General features: G+C 63.7%; 18 protein-coding genes. 11 read left to right on the forward strand and 7 right to left on the reverse strand.

Annotation, left to right across the window (positions count from 1 at the left end; translation table 11 throughout):
• Window positions 1-4: 4 nt before the first annotated feature.
• Window positions 5-376 (reverse strand): plastocyanin/azurin family copper-binding protein, encoded by a 372-nt coding sequence (locus RE4_RS14485; protein ID WP_060938803.1) that lies wholly within the window; start codon window positions 374-376, stop codon window positions 5-7.
• 38 nt (window positions 377-414) lie between these two features.
• Here RE4_RS14485 and RE4_RS14490 point away from each other — a divergent pair, with 38 nt between their 5' ends.
• The 7 genes from RE4_RS14490 to tsaD all read left to right on the forward strand — a co-directional run bounded on the left by RE4_RS14490 (window position 415) and on the right by tsaD (window position 6,995).
• Complete coding sequence (locus RE4_RS14490; protein ID WP_060938804.1) at window positions 415-1,848, forward strand: NAD(P)H-hydrate dehydratase; 1,434 nt, start codon at window positions 415-417, stop codon at window positions 1,846-1,848.
• Window positions 1,849-1,903: 55 nt separating this feature from the next.
• Window positions 1,904-3,106, forward strand: a complete 1,203-nt coding sequence (alr, locus tag RE4_RS14495; protein ID WP_060938805.1) for an alanine racemase — start codon at window positions 1,904-1,906, stop codon at window positions 3,104-3,106.
• The gene (locus RE4_RS14500) at window positions 3,103-4,155 is read left to right on the forward strand and encodes an alpha/beta fold hydrolase (protein WP_003940782.1); all 1,053 of its coding nucleotides are present in this window, start codon (window positions 3,103-3,105) and stop codon (window positions 4,153-4,155) included. The genes alr and RE4_RS14500 overlap by 4 nt, the downstream gene beginning before the upstream one ends.
• The gene (gene tsaE / locus RE4_RS14505; protein ID WP_060938806.1) at window positions 4,145-4,636 is read left to right on the forward strand and encodes a tRNA (adenosine(37)-N6)-threonylcarbamoyltransferase complex ATPase subunit type 1 TsaE; all 492 of its coding nucleotides are present in this window, start codon (window positions 4,145-4,147) and stop codon (window positions 4,634-4,636) included. The genes RE4_RS14500 and tsaE overlap by 11 nt, the downstream gene beginning before the upstream one ends.
• 136 nt (window positions 4,637-4,772) lie before the next feature.
• Complete coding sequence (gene tsaB, locus RE4_RS14510; protein ID WP_060938807.1) at window positions 4,773-5,456, forward strand: tRNA (adenosine(37)-N6)-threonylcarbamoyltransferase complex dimerization subunit type 1 TsaB; 684 nt, start codon at window positions 4,773-4,775, stop codon at window positions 5,454-5,456.
• Between the two features lie 10 nt (window positions 5,457-5,466).
• On the forward strand, window positions 5,467-5,961 hold the full coding sequence (gene rimI, locus RE4_RS14515) for a ribosomal protein S18-alanine N-acetyltransferase (protein ID WP_060938861.1): 495 nt from the start codon (window positions 5,467-5,469) through the stop codon (window positions 5,959-5,961).
• A complete protein-coding gene (gene tsaD, locus RE4_RS14520) occupies window positions 5,958-6,995 on the forward strand; it encodes a tRNA (adenosine(37)-N6)-threonylcarbamoyltransferase complex transferase subunit TsaD (RefSeq protein WP_029254929.1) in 1,038 nt (345 codons plus the stop codon). The genes rimI and tsaD overlap by 4 nt, the downstream gene beginning before the upstream one ends.
• Window positions 6,996-6,998: 3 nt before the next feature.
• Here the strand turns inward: tsaD and RE4_RS14525 are convergent, their stop codons facing one another.
• A complete protein-coding gene (locus RE4_RS14525) occupies window positions 6,999-8,585 on the reverse strand; it encodes an Hsp70 family protein (protein WP_060938808.1) in 1,587 nt (528 codons plus the stop codon).
• Between the two features lie 161 nt (window positions 8,586-8,746).
• On the opposite strand from RE4_RS14525, the gene RE4_RS14530 reads away from it, so the two are divergent.
• Window positions 8,747-9,307 carry a potassium channel family protein gene (locus RE4_RS14530; protein ID WP_020906930.1) on the forward strand — a complete coding sequence of 187 codons (561 nt, stop codon included), beginning with the start codon at window positions 8,747-8,749 and terminating at the stop codon, window positions 9,305-9,307.
• Between the two features lie 19 nt (window positions 9,308-9,326).
• On the opposite strand, the gene RE4_RS14535 is transcribed toward RE4_RS14530, so the two are convergent.
• On the reverse strand, window positions 9,327-11,042 hold the full coding sequence (locus RE4_RS14535; RefSeq protein ID WP_019747582.1) for a TIGR03767 family metallophosphoesterase: 1,716 nt from the start codon (window positions 11,040-11,042) through the stop codon (window positions 9,327-9,329).
• A gap of 233 nt (window positions 11,043-11,275) precedes the next feature.
• Here RE4_RS14535 and groES point away from each other — a divergent pair, with 233 nt between their 5' ends.
• The gene (gene groES / locus RE4_RS14540) at window positions 11,276-11,575 is read left to right on the forward strand and encodes a co-chaperone GroES (RefSeq protein WP_003940763.1); all 300 of its coding nucleotides are present in this window, start codon (window positions 11,276-11,278) and stop codon (window positions 11,573-11,575) included.
• Between the two features lie 86 nt (window positions 11,576-11,661).
• The gene (groL, locus tag RE4_RS14545; RefSeq protein ID WP_019747583.1) at window positions 11,662-13,272 is read left to right on the forward strand and encodes a chaperonin GroEL; all 1,611 of its coding nucleotides are present in this window, start codon (window positions 11,662-11,664) and stop codon (window positions 13,270-13,272) included.
• 76 nt (window positions 13,273-13,348) lie between these two features.
• On the opposite strand, the gene RE4_RS14550 is transcribed toward groL, so the two are convergent.
• The 4 genes from RE4_RS14550 to RE4_RS14565 all read right to left on the reverse strand — a co-directional run bounded on the left by RE4_RS14550 (window position 13,349) and on the right by RE4_RS14565 (window position 15,972).
• Entirely contained in the window at window positions 13,349-14,086 is a 738-nt protein-coding gene (locus RE4_RS14550) for an anti-sigma factor (protein ID WP_019747584.1), read from the reverse strand.
• A 1-nt stretch (window position 14,087) separates the two neighbouring features.
• The gene (locus RE4_RS14555) at window positions 14,088-14,756 is read right to left on the reverse strand and encodes a sigma-70 family RNA polymerase sigma factor (protein ID WP_019747585.1); all 669 of its coding nucleotides are present in this window, start codon (window positions 14,754-14,756) and stop codon (window positions 14,088-14,090) included.
• Between the two features lie 88 nt (window positions 14,757-14,844).
• Window positions 14,845-15,510: a fasciclin domain-containing protein gene (locus RE4_RS14560; protein WP_007728616.1), complete on the reverse strand. Its 666-nt coding sequence runs from the start codon at window positions 15,508-15,510 to the stop codon at window positions 14,845-14,847.
• Window positions 15,511-15,675: 165 nt separating this feature from the next.
• Entirely contained in the window at window positions 15,676-15,972 is a 297-nt protein-coding gene (locus tag RE4_RS14565; protein WP_003940939.1) for a WhiB family transcriptional regulator, read from the reverse strand.
• A 755-nt stretch (window positions 15,973-16,727) separates the two neighbouring features.
• Between RE4_RS14565 and RE4_RS14570 the strand changes: the two genes are divergently transcribed.
• The gene (locus RE4_RS14570; protein WP_081098369.1) at window positions 16,728-17,426 is read left to right on the forward strand and encodes a hypothetical protein; all 699 of its coding nucleotides are present in this window, start codon (window positions 16,728-16,730) and stop codon (window positions 17,424-17,426) included.
• Window positions 17,427-17,508: the final 82 nt, after the last annotated feature.

Below are 17,508 nucleotides of genomic sequence, written 5' to 3' on the forward strand. Positions count from 1 at the left end.
TGCGTTACGGCGTCTCGACGACGACGGTTCCGCGCATCTCGGGATGCGGTGTACAGGTGTAGTCGTAGGTTCCGGGTTCGGTGAACGTGTAGGTGTAAGTTCCCGATTTCTTGAGTGGGCTGCGGAGTTTGCCCTTGGCGTCTCCGAGGCCGTTGACGTCGTGGGCCATTCCGTTGTCGTCGAATACCCACGTGACGGTGTCGCCGACGTTCACGGTGATGGAAGCGGGGGAGTACGCCATCCCGGAGATGGTCACCACGGGTCCGCTCGCCGTCGTTTCGGCCGCAGATGGTGTGGAGTCGGTGCCGGAACTGCACCCGACCAGACCGAGAACGAGGACGAGCCCCGCGATTGCCGGGCGAAGACGTGATTTCATGGTTTCGAGGGTAGCGACGGCAACTGAAGGGTTCCGACATGCGTGGGTACTACACAGCCGATCAGGTGCGAGCAGCGGAGGCGCCACTGCTCGACAAGCTGCCCGACGGAGTGCTGATGCGTCGAGCGGCGTACGGTCTCGCGCGAGTCGTCGCGGACGAATTACGTTCCCGTACAGGATCGGTCGCGCATCGGTCGGTGACGCTTCTGGTCGGTACCGGCGACAACGGCGGTGATGCCCTGTGGGCGGGTGCGTTGCTCCGCAAACGAGGTGTGAGTGTTCGGGCCGTGTTGCTCGATCCGGCGCGCGCTCATCGGTCGGGCCTCGACGCTCTCCTGAAGGCCGGTGGCCGAGTCGCTGCCGAAGTCGGGTCGCCGGATCTAGTGATCGACGGCATCGTCGGGATTTCCGGGCACGGCGGTCTGAGGCCTGACGCAGCTGAGCTCGTCGGCCAGGTGGAGGCACCGATCGTGGCGGTCGATCTTCCGAGTGGCGTCGACGCGAACACCGGCGCAGTGGACGGCCCGTCGATTACCGCTGATGTGACGGTCACATTCGGTGCGCTCAAGCCGGTACACGTACTCGCGGCTCCGCTGTGTGGTCGTGTCGAACTCGTGGATATCGGATTGAGCGTCGGCGAACCGGCGTTCGGTTCGCTCGATCCGGCCGAGGTCGGTGCGCTGTGGCCGGTGCCAGGCGCGGAGGACGACAAGTACTCGCAGGGTGTGGTGGGCATCGTTGCGGGAAGTGAGCAGTATCCCGGCGCGGGCGTGCTCTGCACCGGCGCCGCGGTGACCGCGACCTCCGGACTGGTTCGCTACGCCGGGCACGGCGCCGCCGAGGTGCTCGCCCGGTTCCCGGAGGTGATTGCGAGTGAGACGTTCCAAGCCGCCGGGCGGGTTCAGGCCTGGGTGGTCGGACCCGGTATGGGTACCGACGACGACGCCGCGCGGCTTCTGGCGTCGGTACTGGCTACCGATGTACCCGTTGTCGTCGATGCGGACGGACTTACCCTCCTCGCTCAACGTCCCGAACTTGTCGCAGCCCGGACCGCGCCGACTCTTCTGACGCCCCACGCCGGCGAGTTCGCACGATTCACACCACTCGGCGACGACAGAATCGCGGCCACGCGTGCTCTCGCCGAACGCCTCGGAGTCACGATTCTGCTGAAAGGCCATACGACGGTGATCTCGGATCCCGGCGGTGAGGTCCTGGTCAACGACGCCGGCGGCTCCTGGGCGTCGACCGCAGGCTCGGGTGACATCCTCTCCGGTGTGATCGGCGCGTTGCTGGCGGCGGGTCTGAGCCCTCTCGAAGCCGGGGCCGTCGGGGCGCGGGCTCACGCGTTGGCTGCGAACATCGCCGCTGCCGGCGGTCAGAGCGATGTCGCCGGAGCACCGATTTCGGCTTCGCCGCTGCTGGGAGGTCTGCGCGAGTCGGTGCGTGTGCTTCGCTCTTTTGCCCTTGATTGAGGGTGTTCAAACCCGAACACGTGTCCGATTCTGCGCGGGTGGCAGGATTGTCGCCATGACGCTTGCCCAGGGAAGAGCACCGAAGGAGCCTGCGGAGGGGAAGGCGAGCCGACTCGACGACGCAGTAGGGCCGCAGACGGAGGCAGTCGTCGATCTGGACGCGATCGCGCACAACGTGCGTGTCCTGCGTGAATTTGCCGGGGATGCAGCGCTGATGGCGGTCATCAAGGCGGATGGATACAACCACGGCGCAGTTGCGGTGGCGCGGACGGCACTGTCGGCCGGAGCGCGGGAACTCGGCGTCACCACCATCGCGGAGGCACTGGTCCTTCGCGAGGCAGGCATCACCGCTCCCGTCCTGGCCTGGCTGCACGGCCTCGACGCCGATTTCTCCTCGGCGATCCGATCCGACGTCGAGATCGGCGTGTCCTCGCCGCGGCACCTGGCTGCTGTCGTCGACGCGGCACGGGTTCTGGGACAACAGGCGACTTTGACGCTCAAGGTGGACACCGGTCTCAATCGCAACGGCGTCTCGAGAACCGAGTGGCCGCAGATGCTCGACGACCTCGCCACTGCCCGGGACGAGGGCACGATAAGGCTGCGCGGAGTGTTCTCCCATCTTGCGCACTCGGACGAACCGCATCACGACGTCATCGACATGCAGAAGCAGCGTTTGATCGAAGCGGTTGCCGACGTCCGCGCTCGCGGATTCGACCCCGAAGTCGTTCATCTTTCCAACTCCGCCGCTACAGTCACCCGTCCTGACCTGCAATTTGACATGGTTCGACCCGGGATTGCGATATATGGATTGTCTCCGGTGCCCGAACTCGGAGATTTCGGTTTACGACCGGCGATGACGCTGCGAGCGAAGGTGATTCTGGTGAAGAAGGTGGCCGCCGGAGAGGGCGTCTCCTACGGGCATCAGTGGGTCGCACCGCACGACACCACTCTTGCGCTGCTTCCCGTCGGCTACGCCGACGGTCTGACTCGTTCACTGAGCGGCAAGTTCGAAGTGCAGTTGGGCGGCAAGCGTCGCCAGGCCGTCGGGCGGATCTGCATGGACCAGGTGTTGGTGGACCTGGGGCCGGACGGCGACGGAGTTCGCGAAGGCGACACCGCGATCTTCTTCGGCAACGGCGATCACGGCGAACCCAACGCGCAGGCCTGGGCCGACGTACTCGACACCATTCACTACGAGGTCGTGACCGGAATACGTGGACGCACTGTGCGTACGTACATCGGGGGAGAGACGTCATGAAGACTGCAGGAAAGATGAGCATTCTCGGTGGCCTGCTCAGCGCTGTGGCGCTCGGCTCGATGGCCGGCGTGAATGCATTCAAGACCGCGACGCGTCCGGGCCGGGAAATCTACGCGGACGAGGACTTCGACCTCATGACGCGCGACCGCAAGAGCACGGTGCGCACCGAGGACGGCGTCGAGCTGGCAGTTCGCGAAGTGGGACCGGATGACGCTCCGCTGACAGTCGTTTTCGTGCACGGGTACTGCCTGAGTGCGCTGTCCTGGCATTTCCAGCGCCGCCAGCTCGAAGAGCGATGGGGCAACAAGGTTCGCATGGTGTTCTACGACCAGCGCGGACACGGAGATTCAGGTATGCCGCGTTCGAAGAGTTGCACGGTCTCGCAGCTGGGCCGCGACCTCGCGACTGTCGTCGAGGCCAAAGTGCCCAAGGGACCGATAGTTCTCGTCGGCCACTCGATGGGCGGCATGACGGTGCTCGCGCTTGCCGGTCAGCGACCCGAATGGTTCGAGGGCCGAGTCATCGGCGTCGGGCTGGTCGCGACGACGGCGGCAGGGCTGGCCGAGACCGGTCTGACCCGCAATCTGCAGAATCCGATCATCGACGGGTTCCGGTTGGCAGTGCGCACCTCGCCAGGAGTGGTCCAGCACGCCCGGGGCGCTGCGCGAGTACTGATCACGCCGATCCTGCGTGCAGCGTCGTACGGCACCGATGTCAGCCCACGACTGCATGAGCTGTCGGACGGCATGCTCGACCGGACCTCGGTCGTGACCATCGTCAATTTCTTGCGGACGTTGGAACTGCACGACGAGTCCGCGTCCCTCGAGGTGCTCGCGCACACACCGGCAGTCGTGATCTGCGGCGATCAAGACATGATGATTCCGTTCATCAGCTCCAAGCGTCTCGCTGCCGATCTCCCCGAGTCTGAACTCGTGAGAGTTCACGGGGCCGGCCATCTGGTGCAGCTCGAGTTCCCGGCGATCGTGACGGACGCAATCGACAAGCTGGTGCAGCGTGCACAGGTAGAAGAGCGGTCCGATGTCGGCTGAGAACGCCACGGGACTTCCCGAATCCGGACAGATCAGGTTGGAAACGGCCGAGGATACCGAGGCTTTCGGCCGACGGTTGGCGGAGGGACTTGTTGCCGGCGACCTGGTGGTGCTGGACGGGCCACTCGGGGCGGGCAAGACCGCGTTGACGCGCGGAATCGGCGCCGGGCTCGGAGTGCAGGGCCGGGTGACGTCCCCGACGTTTGTCATCGCTCGTGAGCATCGTCCGGGCACCCGCCCCGGCGGCGGAGTTCCCGTCGGCATGATCCACGTCGACGCATACCGGCTGGGAGACAGCGGACCGCATGCGCTCGACGAACTCGATGCCCTCGACCTCGACACCGACCTCACCGATGCAGTGGTGGTGGTCGAATGGGGTGGTGACGTCGTGGAAAGGCTCGTCGAACGACACTTGCGAGTGCAGCTTCATCGGGAACCTGAATCGGATGTGCGGACTGCGAGTTGGTCCTGGACGTCGTGAAACGGCGTTTTGTGTCGCAGACGTCGTGAAACGGCGTTTTGTGTCGCAGACGTCGTGAAACGGCGTTTGGTGTTACGGACGTAGTGACCCTCCCGGGCCGGAAGTAGTTCTTCACGTGCGGGTACCCTGAGAAATCGTGCTTGTTCTCGCAATTGACACCTCCACTCCGGCAGTCACTGCCGGTGTCGTCTCCCTGTCTGCTCCGTCACCGGACACAGAGTCACCGGGCACCGAGTCACCGGGCACAGTGGAGACGCTTGCCGTGCGTGTCACGGTCAATCCTCGTGCGCACGCCGAGGTCTTGACCCCTCACGTCCTCGAATGCCTCGCCGAGGCCGGGCTCACGCCGGCAGAGTTGAACGCCGTCGTCGTGGGTGTCGGGCCGGGGCCGTACACCGGACTGCGTGTCGGCATGGCGACAGGCGCTGCCTTCGGTGATGCACTCGGTGTTCCCGTGTACGGCGTGTGCAGCCTCGACGCCATCGCGGCTGCGGTACCGACCACACAGAGCCTGCTCGTCGTGACTGACGCGAGGCGTCGCGAGATCTACTGGGCGCGCTACGACGGCGGAGTGCGCGTTGAAGGTCCGGCTGTGAATTCCGCCGGCGACGTTGATCCTTCGCCTTCGACGCTGATTGCCGGATCTGCTTCGCACGTGGACTTCTTCGATCTGCCCGTCGACCCGGCGGAGACACCCTCACCGGCCGGCTTGGTCACAGTCGCTGCTCGCGAGATTCTGGCCGGATCGGTTCCGGCCCCGCTCGAGCCGCTGTACCTCCGACGCCCGGATGCGAAGACCCTCGCAGAACGTGGCAAGTGAGACCGAGCAGATGAAGTACAGCATCGAGCCGATGAACGTCGATGACGCCGAACGGTGCGGGGAGTTGGAGCGCGCGTTGTTCGCGGGCGACGGACCCTGGAGCGCGCAAGCGTTTGTCTCGGAACTTGCGGGCGCACATAATCATTACTTCGTTGCCAGGGAACCCGACGGTCACATCCTCGGCTACGCCGGAGTCGCGTTGTTGGGCGCGTCGCCGAACATGGAGGCCGAGGTTCACACCATCGGTACCGATCCCTCGGCTCAGCGACTGGGAATCGGCGGCGCGTTGCTCGATGCGCTTCTGACCCTGGCGGATTCACGGCAGTGTCCGGTGTTCCTGGAAGTGCGCACCGACAACGACCCTGCCATCGCGCTGTACCGGCGCGAAGGATTCGAGATCGTCGGAACACGAAAGAAGTACTACCAGCCCAGTGGGGCAGATGCGTACACGATGAGACGGCCCGCCGTGCTCGGTGTCCGCGAAATTGAGGAGCAGCAAGCATGATCGTCATGGGTGTCGAAAGCTCTTGCGACGAAACAGGTGTCGGTATCGTTCGCTGGAACGGTGACGGAACCTGCGACCTGTTGGCCGACGAGGTGGCATCGAGCGTGGATCAGCACGCCAGGTACGGGGGAGTGGTTCCCGAAGTAGCCTCGCGGGCTCACCTCGAGGCGATAGTGCCGACGATGCGCCGTGCCCTTGCTGCCGCCGGTATCGAGAAGCCCGACGCACTCGCCGTCACCATCGGACCCGGCCTGGCCGGCGCGCTACTGGTCGGTGTCGCCGCCGCGAAAGCCTATGCCGCAGCGTGGAACATCCCGTTCTATGCGGTCAATCATCTCGGCGGTCACGTCTCGGTTGACACTCTCGAGCACGGTCCGTTGCCCTCGTGCGTCGCATTGCTGGTCTCCGGCGGTCACACGCACCTGCTTCACGTCGAAGATCTGGGCAAGCCCATTGTCGAACTGGGCACGACTGTCGACGACGCCGCCGGTGAGGCCTTCGACAAGGTGGCCAGACTGCTCGGGCTCGGCTTTCCCGGCGGACCGGCACTCGATGCTGCTGCGCAAGAGGGAGATCGGAATGCAATCGCCTTCCCTCGCGGCATGACCGGCCCGCGCGATTCGCGGCACGACTTCTCGTTCTCGGGACTCAAGACGTCCGTCGCCCGCTATGTCGAATCGAAAGAGCGCGCAGGCGAGGCCTTTTCGATCCCGGACATCGCTGCCTCGTTCCAGGAAGCGGTTGCCGACGTCCTGACGATGAAGGCAGTGCGTGCAGCCAAGGACGTCGGGGTCGACACGTTGGTTCTCGGCGGCGGCGCCACGGCCAATTCACGTATCCGTTCACTCGCCGAGCAGCGCTGCGCCGAAGCCGGCATCACGTTGCGCATTCCGAAACCTCGACTGTGCACGGACAACGGCGTGATGATCGCTTCGTTGGCTGCCCACCTGATCGGAAACGGTGCAGGCCCTTCGGAATTGAGTGTTGCCACGGACCCGGGGCTGTCGGTCTCGGTCAGCCAGTTGATGCGCTGAGAATCAACCGACTGGGACCGGTTCCCGATCCGGTGTGGTCGCGGGGCCGGGTTCGGGCGTCGAGGTATTCGGTTCACCGGGTTTTGTCGTCGGATCACCACCGGGGGTGGTGAGTTCGGTTTCGGTAGAACCGGATCCAGGATTTTCCGGCGTCGTCGGGTTTTCGCCGCCGCTCTCACCCGGGCCGAGACCGCCGCCGGGGTTTGCCTCGGTCGGATCGACCGGGGGCGTCGCCTCGGTGTCCGGAAGCGTCGGCCACCACGCCGGTGGATCGGGCAGCGTGATTCCGGGGATGGTCGGCCAATTCGGGGTGGTCGTGGTCGTCGTCGGCGGTGTGGTTGTCGTCGACGTGTCCGGTATCGGCGCCGGCGGAAGCGTGTACTGATGCGTTGTGTACGAGTGCGTGTCGAACGGCTGTGAGTCGAACGGCGTTGTGGGATAGCCGTACTGCGGGAAAGTGCTGCCCACTACCGAAGGCAGAGGATCATGCGAGGGGATGATCGTCGATCCGGTGCTCGGCGTCGCTTCGGGGCTCACCGTCGTCGTGGTCGAACCGGTTCCGACAGGAGAGACCGCGGTGTCGTCGGTCGGCACCAATTCCTTTGCGCCGTAGCCGAGTACCAGTCCGCCGACCACGAGCGCACCGATCAAAGCTCCCGAGACCTTGGCGGTGGATCCCGAGCGCTGTTCACTTCCGGAGCCCAGCAAGGGGAAACGAATTGCGGTGATCGAATCTGCCAGGAGTGCAGCACCTTTGGTTGCCGCAGTCTCGGGCTCGACGATCTCGACCAAGGGGAGGTCGACGGCAGCGGCGACGGCGGACCGCACGGCCGGAATGTGTGCGCCACCGCCGATGAGCACAACGGCACCGACCGGCCGCGGTGAGCTGTTCACGACTTCACGGATGAAGGTGACGGCGCGCTCGATATCCGGGGCGATGATGGCTTCGAACTCGTCGCGCGTGATCGCCATTGCGTCGACGGGAAGGTCGATGGTCACCTTGGCGGCGGTGGACAGTTGCTCTTTCGCGACGTGGCACCGGGCAGCAAGAAGCTCCGCGTCGGTGTACCGGCGCAGGTGCCCTGGCGCCTTCTCCGTCACGAAGTCGACCAATGCCCGGTCGATTCCGGCCCCCGCGAGGGCGTCGATACGGTCGGAATGCAGAACTTCACCGGTGTGATCGACGACGGACACCGTCAGACCCTGATCGCCGACGTCCACCTGAGCTGTCGTGTCGTACCGCTCGGTTTTCCCGGTCTCGGCGAGATACGCGTGTACTGCGGCAGGTTCGGGGATGGCACGGACCTGCTTCGGCGAGCGCGAGAGAGATGACCTGATGCTCGCGAGCTGGTCGTCCGTGCGATAGCTGACACCGATCGAGCGCGGCGCTTCAGATCCGTCCGTTACCTGCGTCGTCATCAGCTTGATGGACGCCCGGACGAGGTCACCGACGTTGGAATTGGCCTGATCCGCCGAGACGAAGCGAGTCTCGGCAGGCACCGCTCCTGGCGCGTTTGTGCTGGTATCGGTGTCGACGAGTGCTGAATAGACACCGGAAGATCCAGTGGAAATTCCCAGTGAACAACTCATCGCGCACCTCCTCACAGTCAATACCGGTCAATGTTCAATCGACCGCCGTTATATGAACGTTACAGAAGGTTCGTGAGGATTGCTCAGTGCTTTTTGTCTCCATGACACCCTTTTCGGACCGAAAGGGTGGTTTTACCTGCGAAATTGTCGATCATTGATTCATGCGGAAAAAAGGCGATTCTCCCCACATCGACCGGGATCGACGACGCGCGCTGATCCGGGGTGCGGTGCTTCGACCCACGCTGACGATGATCGCCTTCGGATGTGCGTACTTCTTCCTGCCGTGGATCGATGTCCACACAGTGGGTGCGATTTTCCTCTTGATCGGTGGAGGGGCAGCGGTGCTTGCCGTGACGACCTGGCAGGTGCGTCGAATTCTGCGTTCCGATGTGCCTTCTCTACAGGCGGTCGAAGCAGTGGCGGTCGTGATGCCGACCTACTTGCTGTTGGTGTCCATCACCTATTTTTCGGTCGAGCATGCGAGTGCCGGCAGTTTCACCGAACCGCTGTCGCGTATGGCGGCCCTGTACTTTTCGCTGTCGGTGTTCTCGACCGTCGGCTTCGGCGACATCGCTGCACAGACGGACCTTGCCAGGGGACTCGTGAGCCTTCAGATCGTCTGCAATCTGGTGTTGATCGGATTCGGCGTTCGATTCGTGGTTGCCGCAGTGTCGTGGGCGAAAGCGCACCGCTCGCCTTCGAGCGGACCTGAAATCACCTAGGACACTGCGGCAATCGGAGTCATCGTCCGGTGTGGACCAACAATTCGACGTTCTGGTCGACGCCGGTACCCGTCAACTTCGGGTCGCGGTGGATGTCGTTGAACGACAGTTCGCGGTACAGCGAGGCGAGCCCGGCTGCCGACTTGTCGCTGTACTCGACTGAATTGGGACTTTCCGCTTCGAAGAGCGTCGCAAGCAACGACACCGTTCCGTCGTGATTGTCCGCGATCTCGATGATGCGCCCGAGCTGCGGGTAGTCGATGTGAGAGGCGGTGTTGATCTCCCAGAAGCCCTGCTCGGGGGTCGCGCCGGGCCACGGGGTGATCTTGTTCTCGTGGGTGTGTCCGTTCACCCAGGCAAGTACGTTCGGGAAACGATGCAGCAAGTCCAGAAGCTGTGAACCGCGCAGGCGCGGCTCGAGGACGTTCTCGGGGTCGGGAATGAGATTGTCCATCGTGTCGCTCGTGTGGTGACTGAACAGCACGAAATAGGTGTCACTGCGCGACTCGGTGACGCGAGAGCCCGCGGCGTCGTAGTAGGTGCTGCTGCCGGCGCGCAGGGTGTTCTCGATCCACTGGAACTGAGCGGCGCCCAGCGAACCGTCGACAAGGCCTGCGCGGTTGGTGGAGTCCATGCTGATGCCGACGACGCCCGGTGCGATCTGGAACGAGTAGTAGCCGATACCGGTTTCGCCGGCGTCGGGGGCGAAACCGTGCCCGACAGGGCCGGGGCCGGTGTGCGCGGGATCAAGGTGTGCGGCGATGAACTGCCGGGGTGTGAACGGTGCGCGCGACGGGTCGGGGGTGACCTGGCGCGGCGGCGTCGTGAAGGCGGACAGGATTCCGGGAATCGCACTGGGATCGAACTTGGTGGCGATGTCGATCTGCTTGGCCTGCTCCGGTGAACCGGGCACCTCGAATTTGAGAGATCCCGTGTACATCGCTTCGAGCGGTGGGATGCCGCTTGGCACCGTGCCGGACACCGAATCGTCGTGGTTGCCGAACACGCAGTACCAAGGGGTGTTCAGGCCGGGGCTCGACACGGGAGTGAACGCGGCCCCGAAGAAGTCCGGAATCTCCGGGAAGCCGGCCTTCTTGTACATGTCGAGCATCGGCGATTCAGGGTTCCAGTACAGATCGGCACCCGAGTTCTGCACACCCTCGTAGCGGTCCTTGGCGCCGGTGTTGGCGACGACGGTTCCGCCGTTGAGTGAGGTGAGGAACCAGTCGAGTTCGGCGAATTCCTTGTTGTCCGTGTTGTCGCCGGTGGTGACCACGGCATCGAAGGGGCGCGAGGTGTGCGGGCCGCTCCCGATCGAATTGACGCGTCGGACAAGCGAAATCAACCCGTGCGCCGTCAAGGTCTCCTGGGGGCGGAACGCCGAACCGGTGATCTGATGGACGTATTCGAAACGCATGGGGGACTGGGCGTCGACGATGTGGACGTCGGTCAACTGCACGAGTGAGGCGAGCGCGGTGCGTCGGTCCTCGCGTCCTGACTTCGGCTCGGCCAACTCGCTGCGCACGATGTTCGCCCAACCGGGACCGGCAGTGAGCCTGGTGTAGCCGCTGCTGCTGACGGGCGTGGACACGGACTCGAGAGTGGTGCCGGGACCTGACGTCGGAATGGTCGACGCGCCTGCGTATTGCAGGCCCCACGGCTTGCCAAGGCTGACCGCGCCGACGGCGCCGAGTCCGGCGAAGGTCAGAAAACTACGGCGATTGATGTTCGTCACGAAGTGAACAATAGGTGAACGTGGTGGACGGCTGTCCTGTTTCGCTCTGGACGAAGAGAAAAATGCGCCCAGTCCTTGAGGGTTGGCACTCTCACGTATAGAGTGCCAATTGGCGCTGATCGAGTTCCGGCACCCGCGACGACGGGACTGCAGTGACGCGCCGTAAACGGCATACCCAAACAGCTGTCCGAGGATCGCCTCGGACGCACATACCCCAAAGTGGAGGGCTCATCGTGGCGAGCGTCAACATCAAGCCGCTCGAGGACAAGATCCTCGTCCAGGCCAACGAGGCTGAAACGACGACGGCTTCCGGCCTGGTCATTCCTGACACAGCCAAGGAAAAGCCCCAGGAGGGCACCGTCGTTGCAGTCGGCGAAGGCCGCGTCAACGAGCAGGGCAACCGCATCCCGGTCGACGTCAAGGAGGGTGACACGGTCATCTACTCCAAGTACGGCGGAACCGAGATCAAGTACGCCGGCCAGGAATACCTGATCCTGTCGGCACGCGACGTGCTGGCTGTCGTCTCCAAGTAAGACACACGTGATCCGCCCCGGAGTCCACACAGGATCCCGGGGCGGAATGCGTTCACGCCCCGAAGATTCAGGAGCTGACAGAACAGATGTCCAAGCAAATTGCGTTCAACGAGACCGCACGCCGCGCTCTCGAAGCCGGAGTCGACAAGCTTGCCGACGCCGTCAAGGTGACCTTGGGCCCGCGTGGACGCCACGTCGTGCTCGCCAAGGCATTCGGCGGCCCCACCGTCACCAACGACGGTGTGAGCATCGCCCGTGAGATCGAGCTCGAAGATCCCTTCGAGAACCTCGGCGCGCAGCTCGTCAAGAGCGTCGCCACCAAGACCAACGATGTTGCCGGCGACGGCACCACGACCGCGACCGTTCTGGCCCAGGCCATCGTCCGCGGCGGACTCAAGAACATCGCAGCGGGCGCGAACCCGATGGCGCTCGGCGTCGGCATCAACGCCGCAGCCGACAAGGTCGTCGAGGAACTGCTCGCCGCGGCCACCCCGGTCGAGGGCGAGAAGTCGATCGCCCAGGTCGCCACCGTCTCCTCGCGTGACGAAGAGATCGGCAAGCTCGTCGGCGAGGCACTCACCCGTGTCGGAACCGACGGCGTCGTGACGGTCGAGGAATCCTCCACCGTTGCAACCGAACTCGTTGTCACCGAAGGCGTTCAGTTCGACAAGGGCTACCTCTCGCCCTACTTCGTCACCGACATCGATGCGCAGAAGGCCGTCTACGAAGACGCGTTGATCCTGCTCTTCCGCGAGAAGATCAGCTCACTTCCCGACTTCCTGCCGCTGCTCGAGAAGGTTGCCGAATCCGGCAAGCCGCTCTTGATCATCGCCGAGGACGTCGAGGGTGAAGTTCTCTCCACCCTGGTGGTCAACTCCATCCGCAAGACCATCAAGGCCGTCGCCGTCAAGGCGCCGTTCTTCGGTGATCGTCGCAAGGCATTCCTCGACGACCTCGCAGTCGTCACGGCAGGCACCGTCATCAACACCGACGTCGGCCTCTCCCTGAAGGAAGCCGGCCTCGACCTGCTCGGCAGCGCTCGCCGCGTTGTCGTCACCAAGGACGAGACGGTCATCGTCGACGGTGCCGGCACCGCTGACGACATCGCGACCCGCGTCGCGCAGTTGCGTCGCGAGATCGAGAACACCGATTCGGATTGGGACCGCGAGAAGCTCGAAGAGCGTCTGGCGAAGCTGTCCGGCGGCGTGGCCGTCATCAAGGTCGGCGCAGCCACCGAAACCGATCTCAAGGAACGCAAGTTCCGCGTCGAGGATGCGGTCAACGCAGCCAAGGCAGCAGTTGCCGAGGGCATCGTCCCCGGTGGCGGATCGGCTCTCGTTCAGGCCGGTACGGCTCTGATCGGGAACCTCGGCCTGTCGGGTGACGAGGCCACCGGCGTTGCCGTGGTCCGTGAAGCCCTCAACGCTCCGTTGTTCTGGATCTCCAGCAACGCAGGCATCGACGGATCCGTCGTTGTCAGCAAGGTCGCCGAGATGACCAAGGGCGAAGGCTTCAACGCTGCCACCCTCACCTACGGCAACCTGCTTGCCGACGGCGTCGTCGACCCGGTCAAGGTCACTCGCTCGGCAGTGGTCAACGCCGCTTCCGTCGCGCGCATGATCCTCACGACCGAGAGCGCTGTCGTCGAGAAGCCGACCGAGGCAGTTGCCGACACCGGACACGGTCACAGCCACTAGCTCGCTGCTCGTAGTTTCGACAAAGAAGAGATCCCCCACCGGATTCCGGTGGGGGATCTCTTCTTTCGTCTGGCGATCAGATGAGCGGGATCGTTGCGAACGGCTCGCTGGTGGGCTGCTGCGATCCGCCGGGCGGTTCGACCGTGAACGCCAACTTCGTGTTCGGGCCGATGCCGTCGAGCACCACCTGGGTAGTGGGTTTGACGTCGCTCGGAGCCATCGTCCCCATCGGGATCATCGTGGTGTCGTCGGTGTCGCCCGGCACCAGCCACATCTGGTAGACGGTATCCGGACTCGGGGGAGTCACATCGTTCATCACGAGGACTGCGGCGTCTTCGGAGGGCGAGAACAGCGTCGTGGCACTACCGCCGCCCGGAATGTCACGCGTCGTGGCATGAACGTCGGGTGCTGCCATGATTTCGGATGCGGGGTTCTGCGGCGGCGTGTTGTCGGACAGCGTGCGTCCGATTCCGATGCCGCCGACCAGGATTGCGACTGCGGCGGCCGCCGCAAGTGCCATGGTCCACGGGCGTCGACGGTTACGACGCTCGGCCAGCGAAACCGGGGCGTTGGGAGCCGCGGTCTGTTCTGCGATCGAGGCGAGGACGCTGCTGCGCAGCGACGGCGGGGGCTCGACGGCGTCGACGACGGTCATCGCGGCCATGGTTTCGGAGGTGAGTCGGACCTGGGCGTCGAATTCGGCGCGGGTCGCGGAGTCCGAAGCGGCAAGTCGTCTGTCGACCTCACGGCGCTCGTCGAGGTCCAACGCATCGATCGCGTAGGCGTACGCGTAGTCGATCAGCTCTTCGTCCATCTCACATCACCCCCAAACATCCACGTAGGCGCAGTAGTCCGTCGCGAATTCGCGACTTGATCGTGGGAATCGCCACGCCGAGATCTTCGGCCACCTCGCGGTACGTTCGGCCGCCGTAATAGGCGAGAGTCACCGATTGGCGCTGAGTGTCCGTCAGCGTTTCGAGACAGTCGGTGACAGCACGATGCTCGTCTCTTCGTGTCACTTCGTCGCTGACGACGTCGAACTCGGGAGTGGCATTGGTGGTGTCGTAGAGAGCCTGTCGATCCGAACTCGACTGTTCGGAGCGCACGCGATCCACCGCGCGGCGGTGGGCAAGTGTCAGAAGCCAGGAGAGTGCGGACCCCTTGGCAGGATCGAAGCTGTCGGCCGATTTCCAGGCTTGGAGGTAGACCTCTTGGACCGCTTCCTCGGAGAAGCCTGGATCACGGAGTACACGGAGAACCATGCCGTAGACGCGGGAGCTGGTTCGGTCGTAGAACTCGGCAAAGGCGCTCTGGTCGCCACCGGCCACGTTCGCGAGGATCACTGCCAGCTCGCGTGATTCCACGATTCGCGCGGTGCGGGCCGCAGAATTGTCCGTCGGGCATGCGTCGGCCGCATCCGACGCATGGTCTGGCTCGCTCACGAAGAGTTGTCTCGCTTCATCGCGTACAACCGTAGCGTGCATGTCCGGTTCTTTTCTCTCGGCCCGCCGTTGGCCGCCGTGCGCCTTTATTAACCGCGGGGGGTTAATAAAGGCGCACAGCAGGTGGGGACTACTGCGGCATCAGCACCGAATCGATGAGGTAGACGGTGGCGTTTGCGGTCTTGACTCCACCGCAGACGACAGTTGCGTCGTTGACCTTGATGTTGTCACCGGATCCGGTGACGGTGACCGTTCCGCCCTCGGCGGTGGGGTGCGTTCCGTCGATCGCGTCAGGAGCGATCTGGCCGGGAACCACGTGGTAGGTGAGGATCTTGGTGAGCGTGGCGCTGTCCGTCTTGAGGCTGTCGATCGTCGCGGGGTCGATCTTGGCGAATGCCGAGTCGATCGGCGCGAAGACGGTGAACTCGCCGCCGTTGAGAGTGTCGACCAGGTTGACGTCCGGGTTGAGCTGTCCGGAGACTGCCGCGGTCAAGGTGGTGAGCAACGGATTGTTGGATGCCGCTGTGGCAACCGGATCCTGGGCCATTCCGCTGACCGATCCGGCGCCGCTCGGCACTGCGGCTGCATAGTCGGCACAACCGGCACCGACCAGATCAGAAGCAGGCTCCGCCATCGCGCTGCTGGGAGACATGCTCGATCCCATGGCAGAAGACGTCATGGCGGCGCTGGACGTGTCGGTCGACGAATCGTTGTCGTCGGAGGAGCAACCGACGACGCCGAAGACGGCGAAAGAGGCTGCTGCGGTGACTGCCAGAACTCGAGTAGAGGTGTTCATGGGTCTGCCTTCCTGAAGGGATGTGCTGAGGTGCACTGTCAGAAGGCATTCGGAGTCGGTTGTCGACAGGATGGGTCGGAGTCGGAAATTCTTTTCAGGAGCTGGTGTACACAAGCAAAAGCCCCCGAAAACTCTCGGGGGCCTTGTGCACTCGACCTACGTGTATCAGGAAGCTATGCGGGTGGTGCGACGGTGGCGCGCATGTAGTTCACGTTCGGTTTCCGACATTCCTCCCCAGATGCCGTACGGCTCGGCGACGGTCAGCGCGTGGCTGCGGCACTGCATCAGTACCGGGCACTGACGGCACATCTCTTTTGCGCGGGTTTCGCGCTGGGCACGTGCTCTACCGCGTTCGCCATCAGGATGGAAGAACATGGAGGAGTCGACTCCGCGGCACAGACCGTGCATCTGCCAGTCCCAGATGTCTGCGTTGGGGCCTGGAAGGTGATTCGGTGCAGGCATGTTGACTCCTTACTGCAAGCTCGCGTTGATCAACGAGCGGACCAAGTTGCCCGGAGGTTATCCGGGCCTTCTGAATCGTTCACGCTTGCTAACCGTAAGGGTGCTGAGTAAATCGCGTCAATAGGCTCGTTCAGTGGCGATCGGCATATATCGAAATGCGAGAGTTAACGAAGTATATATTTACATTTCGGGTCTCTCATGCGTTGTGCTTCGCCGATGTTGAAATCGGGTCGATCGAGGTGGTGGCAGGCAAGCCTGGCTGCTCGAGATGCGAAACCCACAGATCAGGGATATGTTTGCTGCTGATCGCCCGGCGAAAACACTCAATCCTTCGGCTCGGTTTGCGTCATTTGTCCGATATTGCGCGGGCAGGGGCGTACTCCATTTCGGGACTTAGTGCCCAAGTTTCAACTAGGACATCTGTCCAATAAGTAATGCGCAGTTAACGTCACGGATATATGCCCGTTAAATATCATTACGAGTACATTCGGCAAATCTCAGTTGAATATCTGATTAACTCCGACAAACTTGCCTTTTCGTCTTCCCGTGCGGCAAACGGCATCGGTCAGGCGCTTGTCTGTTGGCGCTGCTGCGATGATCTACCTGTGTCGACACCTGAGCCCCCTGAATCGCCTTCGTTCATTGAGTCACCTGGCCTTCCCGGGACTCTCGAATCCGCCGCATTCGGTGCGGATCCGGACCTTGACCGTCTCCCGGCGCCTTGCTCAACCCGGGATTGGTGGACAACGGCAGTAATTCTGGGTGGTCAGGGGCACTACGCCAGGGCGCGGGCAGCATTGGATGTCCTCGATCGGCTCACGACGGGGTCCTCGACGCACTCGGATCGAATTCTTGCCTCTCTCTCTGCCAGCACGAGGGCGTCGTTTCTTCGCCAGAGTGGACGTCACGCACTCGCGTCGACGTGGGACGGGCGCGCACTGGCGATCGTCGGCGGTCTGCCAGTCGATCCAGAGGCTGCCTGTGACGCTCTGACCGGTCTGGCCGCGGACGCCCTCGGTTGTGGCCGGCTCCAGCTCGGCTGGCGCCTGCTGGGGGAGTGTCGGACCCGTCTGGGCGGCGAGGGCGGGCTGTGGCGGCAGGAAATTCGGATCGAATGGGTCTCGGCGGAACTGGCGCTGGCGGGAGGTGACTTCGCGCGCGCCCGCAGACACGCAGAACGCGCCGTCGAATTGTCGGGGAAATCGGAGTCCGTCCGGCACCGCGTGAAGTCGGATCTACTGCGCAGCGCCGCGCTGACCGGAACAGACCCAAGCGCTGCCGTGGAGTCGGCAGCGGAAGTGCTTGCGCGGTGTCAGCAATACGGCCTGCTGCCCCTGGCCTGGGCGTCGTCGCTGCTGATCGAGGGCGTGAGCGGCGGGAGGACCTCGCCGAGTGCCCGTGAGATCGGCGATCTGATTGCGATGCGCGGTGGATCACTCCTACCTTTGTCGTAATCGATCCACCCGAAGTCTCTCGCGAACGATTCCCACAGGGCCGTTTTGATATCGCGACTGCTGGGCGGGCATGCGGAGACCA

It is taken from the genome of Rhodococcus erythropolis NBRC 15567, assembly GCF_001552595.1.
GTDB classification, from domain to species: Bacteria; Actinomycetota; Actinomycetes; order Mycobacteriales; family Mycobacteriaceae; genus Rhodococcus_F; species Rhodococcus_F erythropolis.

Bases quoted from the DNA above. Each gene is read 5' to 3' on its own strand.
- RE4_RS14485 (WP_060938803.1), bottom strand. From the start codon at position 376: ATGAAATCACGTCTTCGCCCGGCAATCGCGGGGCTCGTCCTCGTTCTC.
- RE4_RS14490 (WP_060938804.1), top strand. From the start codon at position 415: ATGCGTGGGTACTACACAGCCGATCAGGTGCGAGCAGCGGAGGCGCCA.
- alr (WP_060938805.1), top strand. From the start codon at position 1,904: ATGACGCTTGCCCAGGGAAGAGCACCGAAGGAGCCTGCGGAGGGGAAG.
- RE4_RS14500 (WP_003940782.1), top strand. From the start codon at position 3,103: ATGAAGACTGCAGGAAAGATGAGCATTCTCGGTGGCCTGCTCAGCGCT.
- tsaE (WP_060938806.1), top strand. From the start codon at position 4,145: ATGTCGGCTGAGAACGCCACGGGACTTCCCGAATCCGGACAGATCAGG.
- rimI (WP_060938861.1), top strand. From the start codon at position 5,467: ATGAAGTACAGCATCGAGCCGATGAACGTCGATGACGCCGAACGGTGC.
- tsaD (WP_029254929.1), top strand. From the start codon at position 5,958: ATGATCGTCATGGGTGTCGAAAGCTCTTGCGACGAAACAGGTGTCGGT.
- RE4_RS14525 (WP_060938808.1), bottom strand. From the start codon at position 8,585: ATGAGTTGTTCACTGGGAATTTCCACTGGATCTTCCGGTGTCTATTCA.
- RE4_RS14530 (WP_020906930.1), top strand. From the start codon at position 8,747: ATGCGGAAAAAAGGCGATTCTCCCCACATCGACCGGGATCGACGACGC.
- groL (WP_019747583.1), top strand. From the start codon at position 11,662: ATGTCCAAGCAAATTGCGTTCAACGAGACCGCACGCCGCGCTCTCGAA.
- RE4_RS14550 (WP_019747584.1), bottom strand. From the start codon at position 14,086: ATGGACGAAGAGCTGATCGACTACGCGTACGCCTACGCGATCGATGCG.
- RE4_RS14555 (WP_019747585.1), bottom strand. From the start codon at position 14,756: ATGCACGCTACGGTTGTACGCGATGAAGCGAGACAACTCTTCGTGAGC.
- RE4_RS14560 (WP_007728616.1), bottom strand. From the start codon at position 15,510: ATGAACACCTCTACTCGAGTTCTGGCAGTCACCGCAGCAGCCTCTTTC.
- RE4_RS14565 (WP_003940939.1), bottom strand. From the start codon at position 15,972: ATGCCTGCACCGAATCACCTTCCAGGCCCCAACGCAGACATCTGGGAC.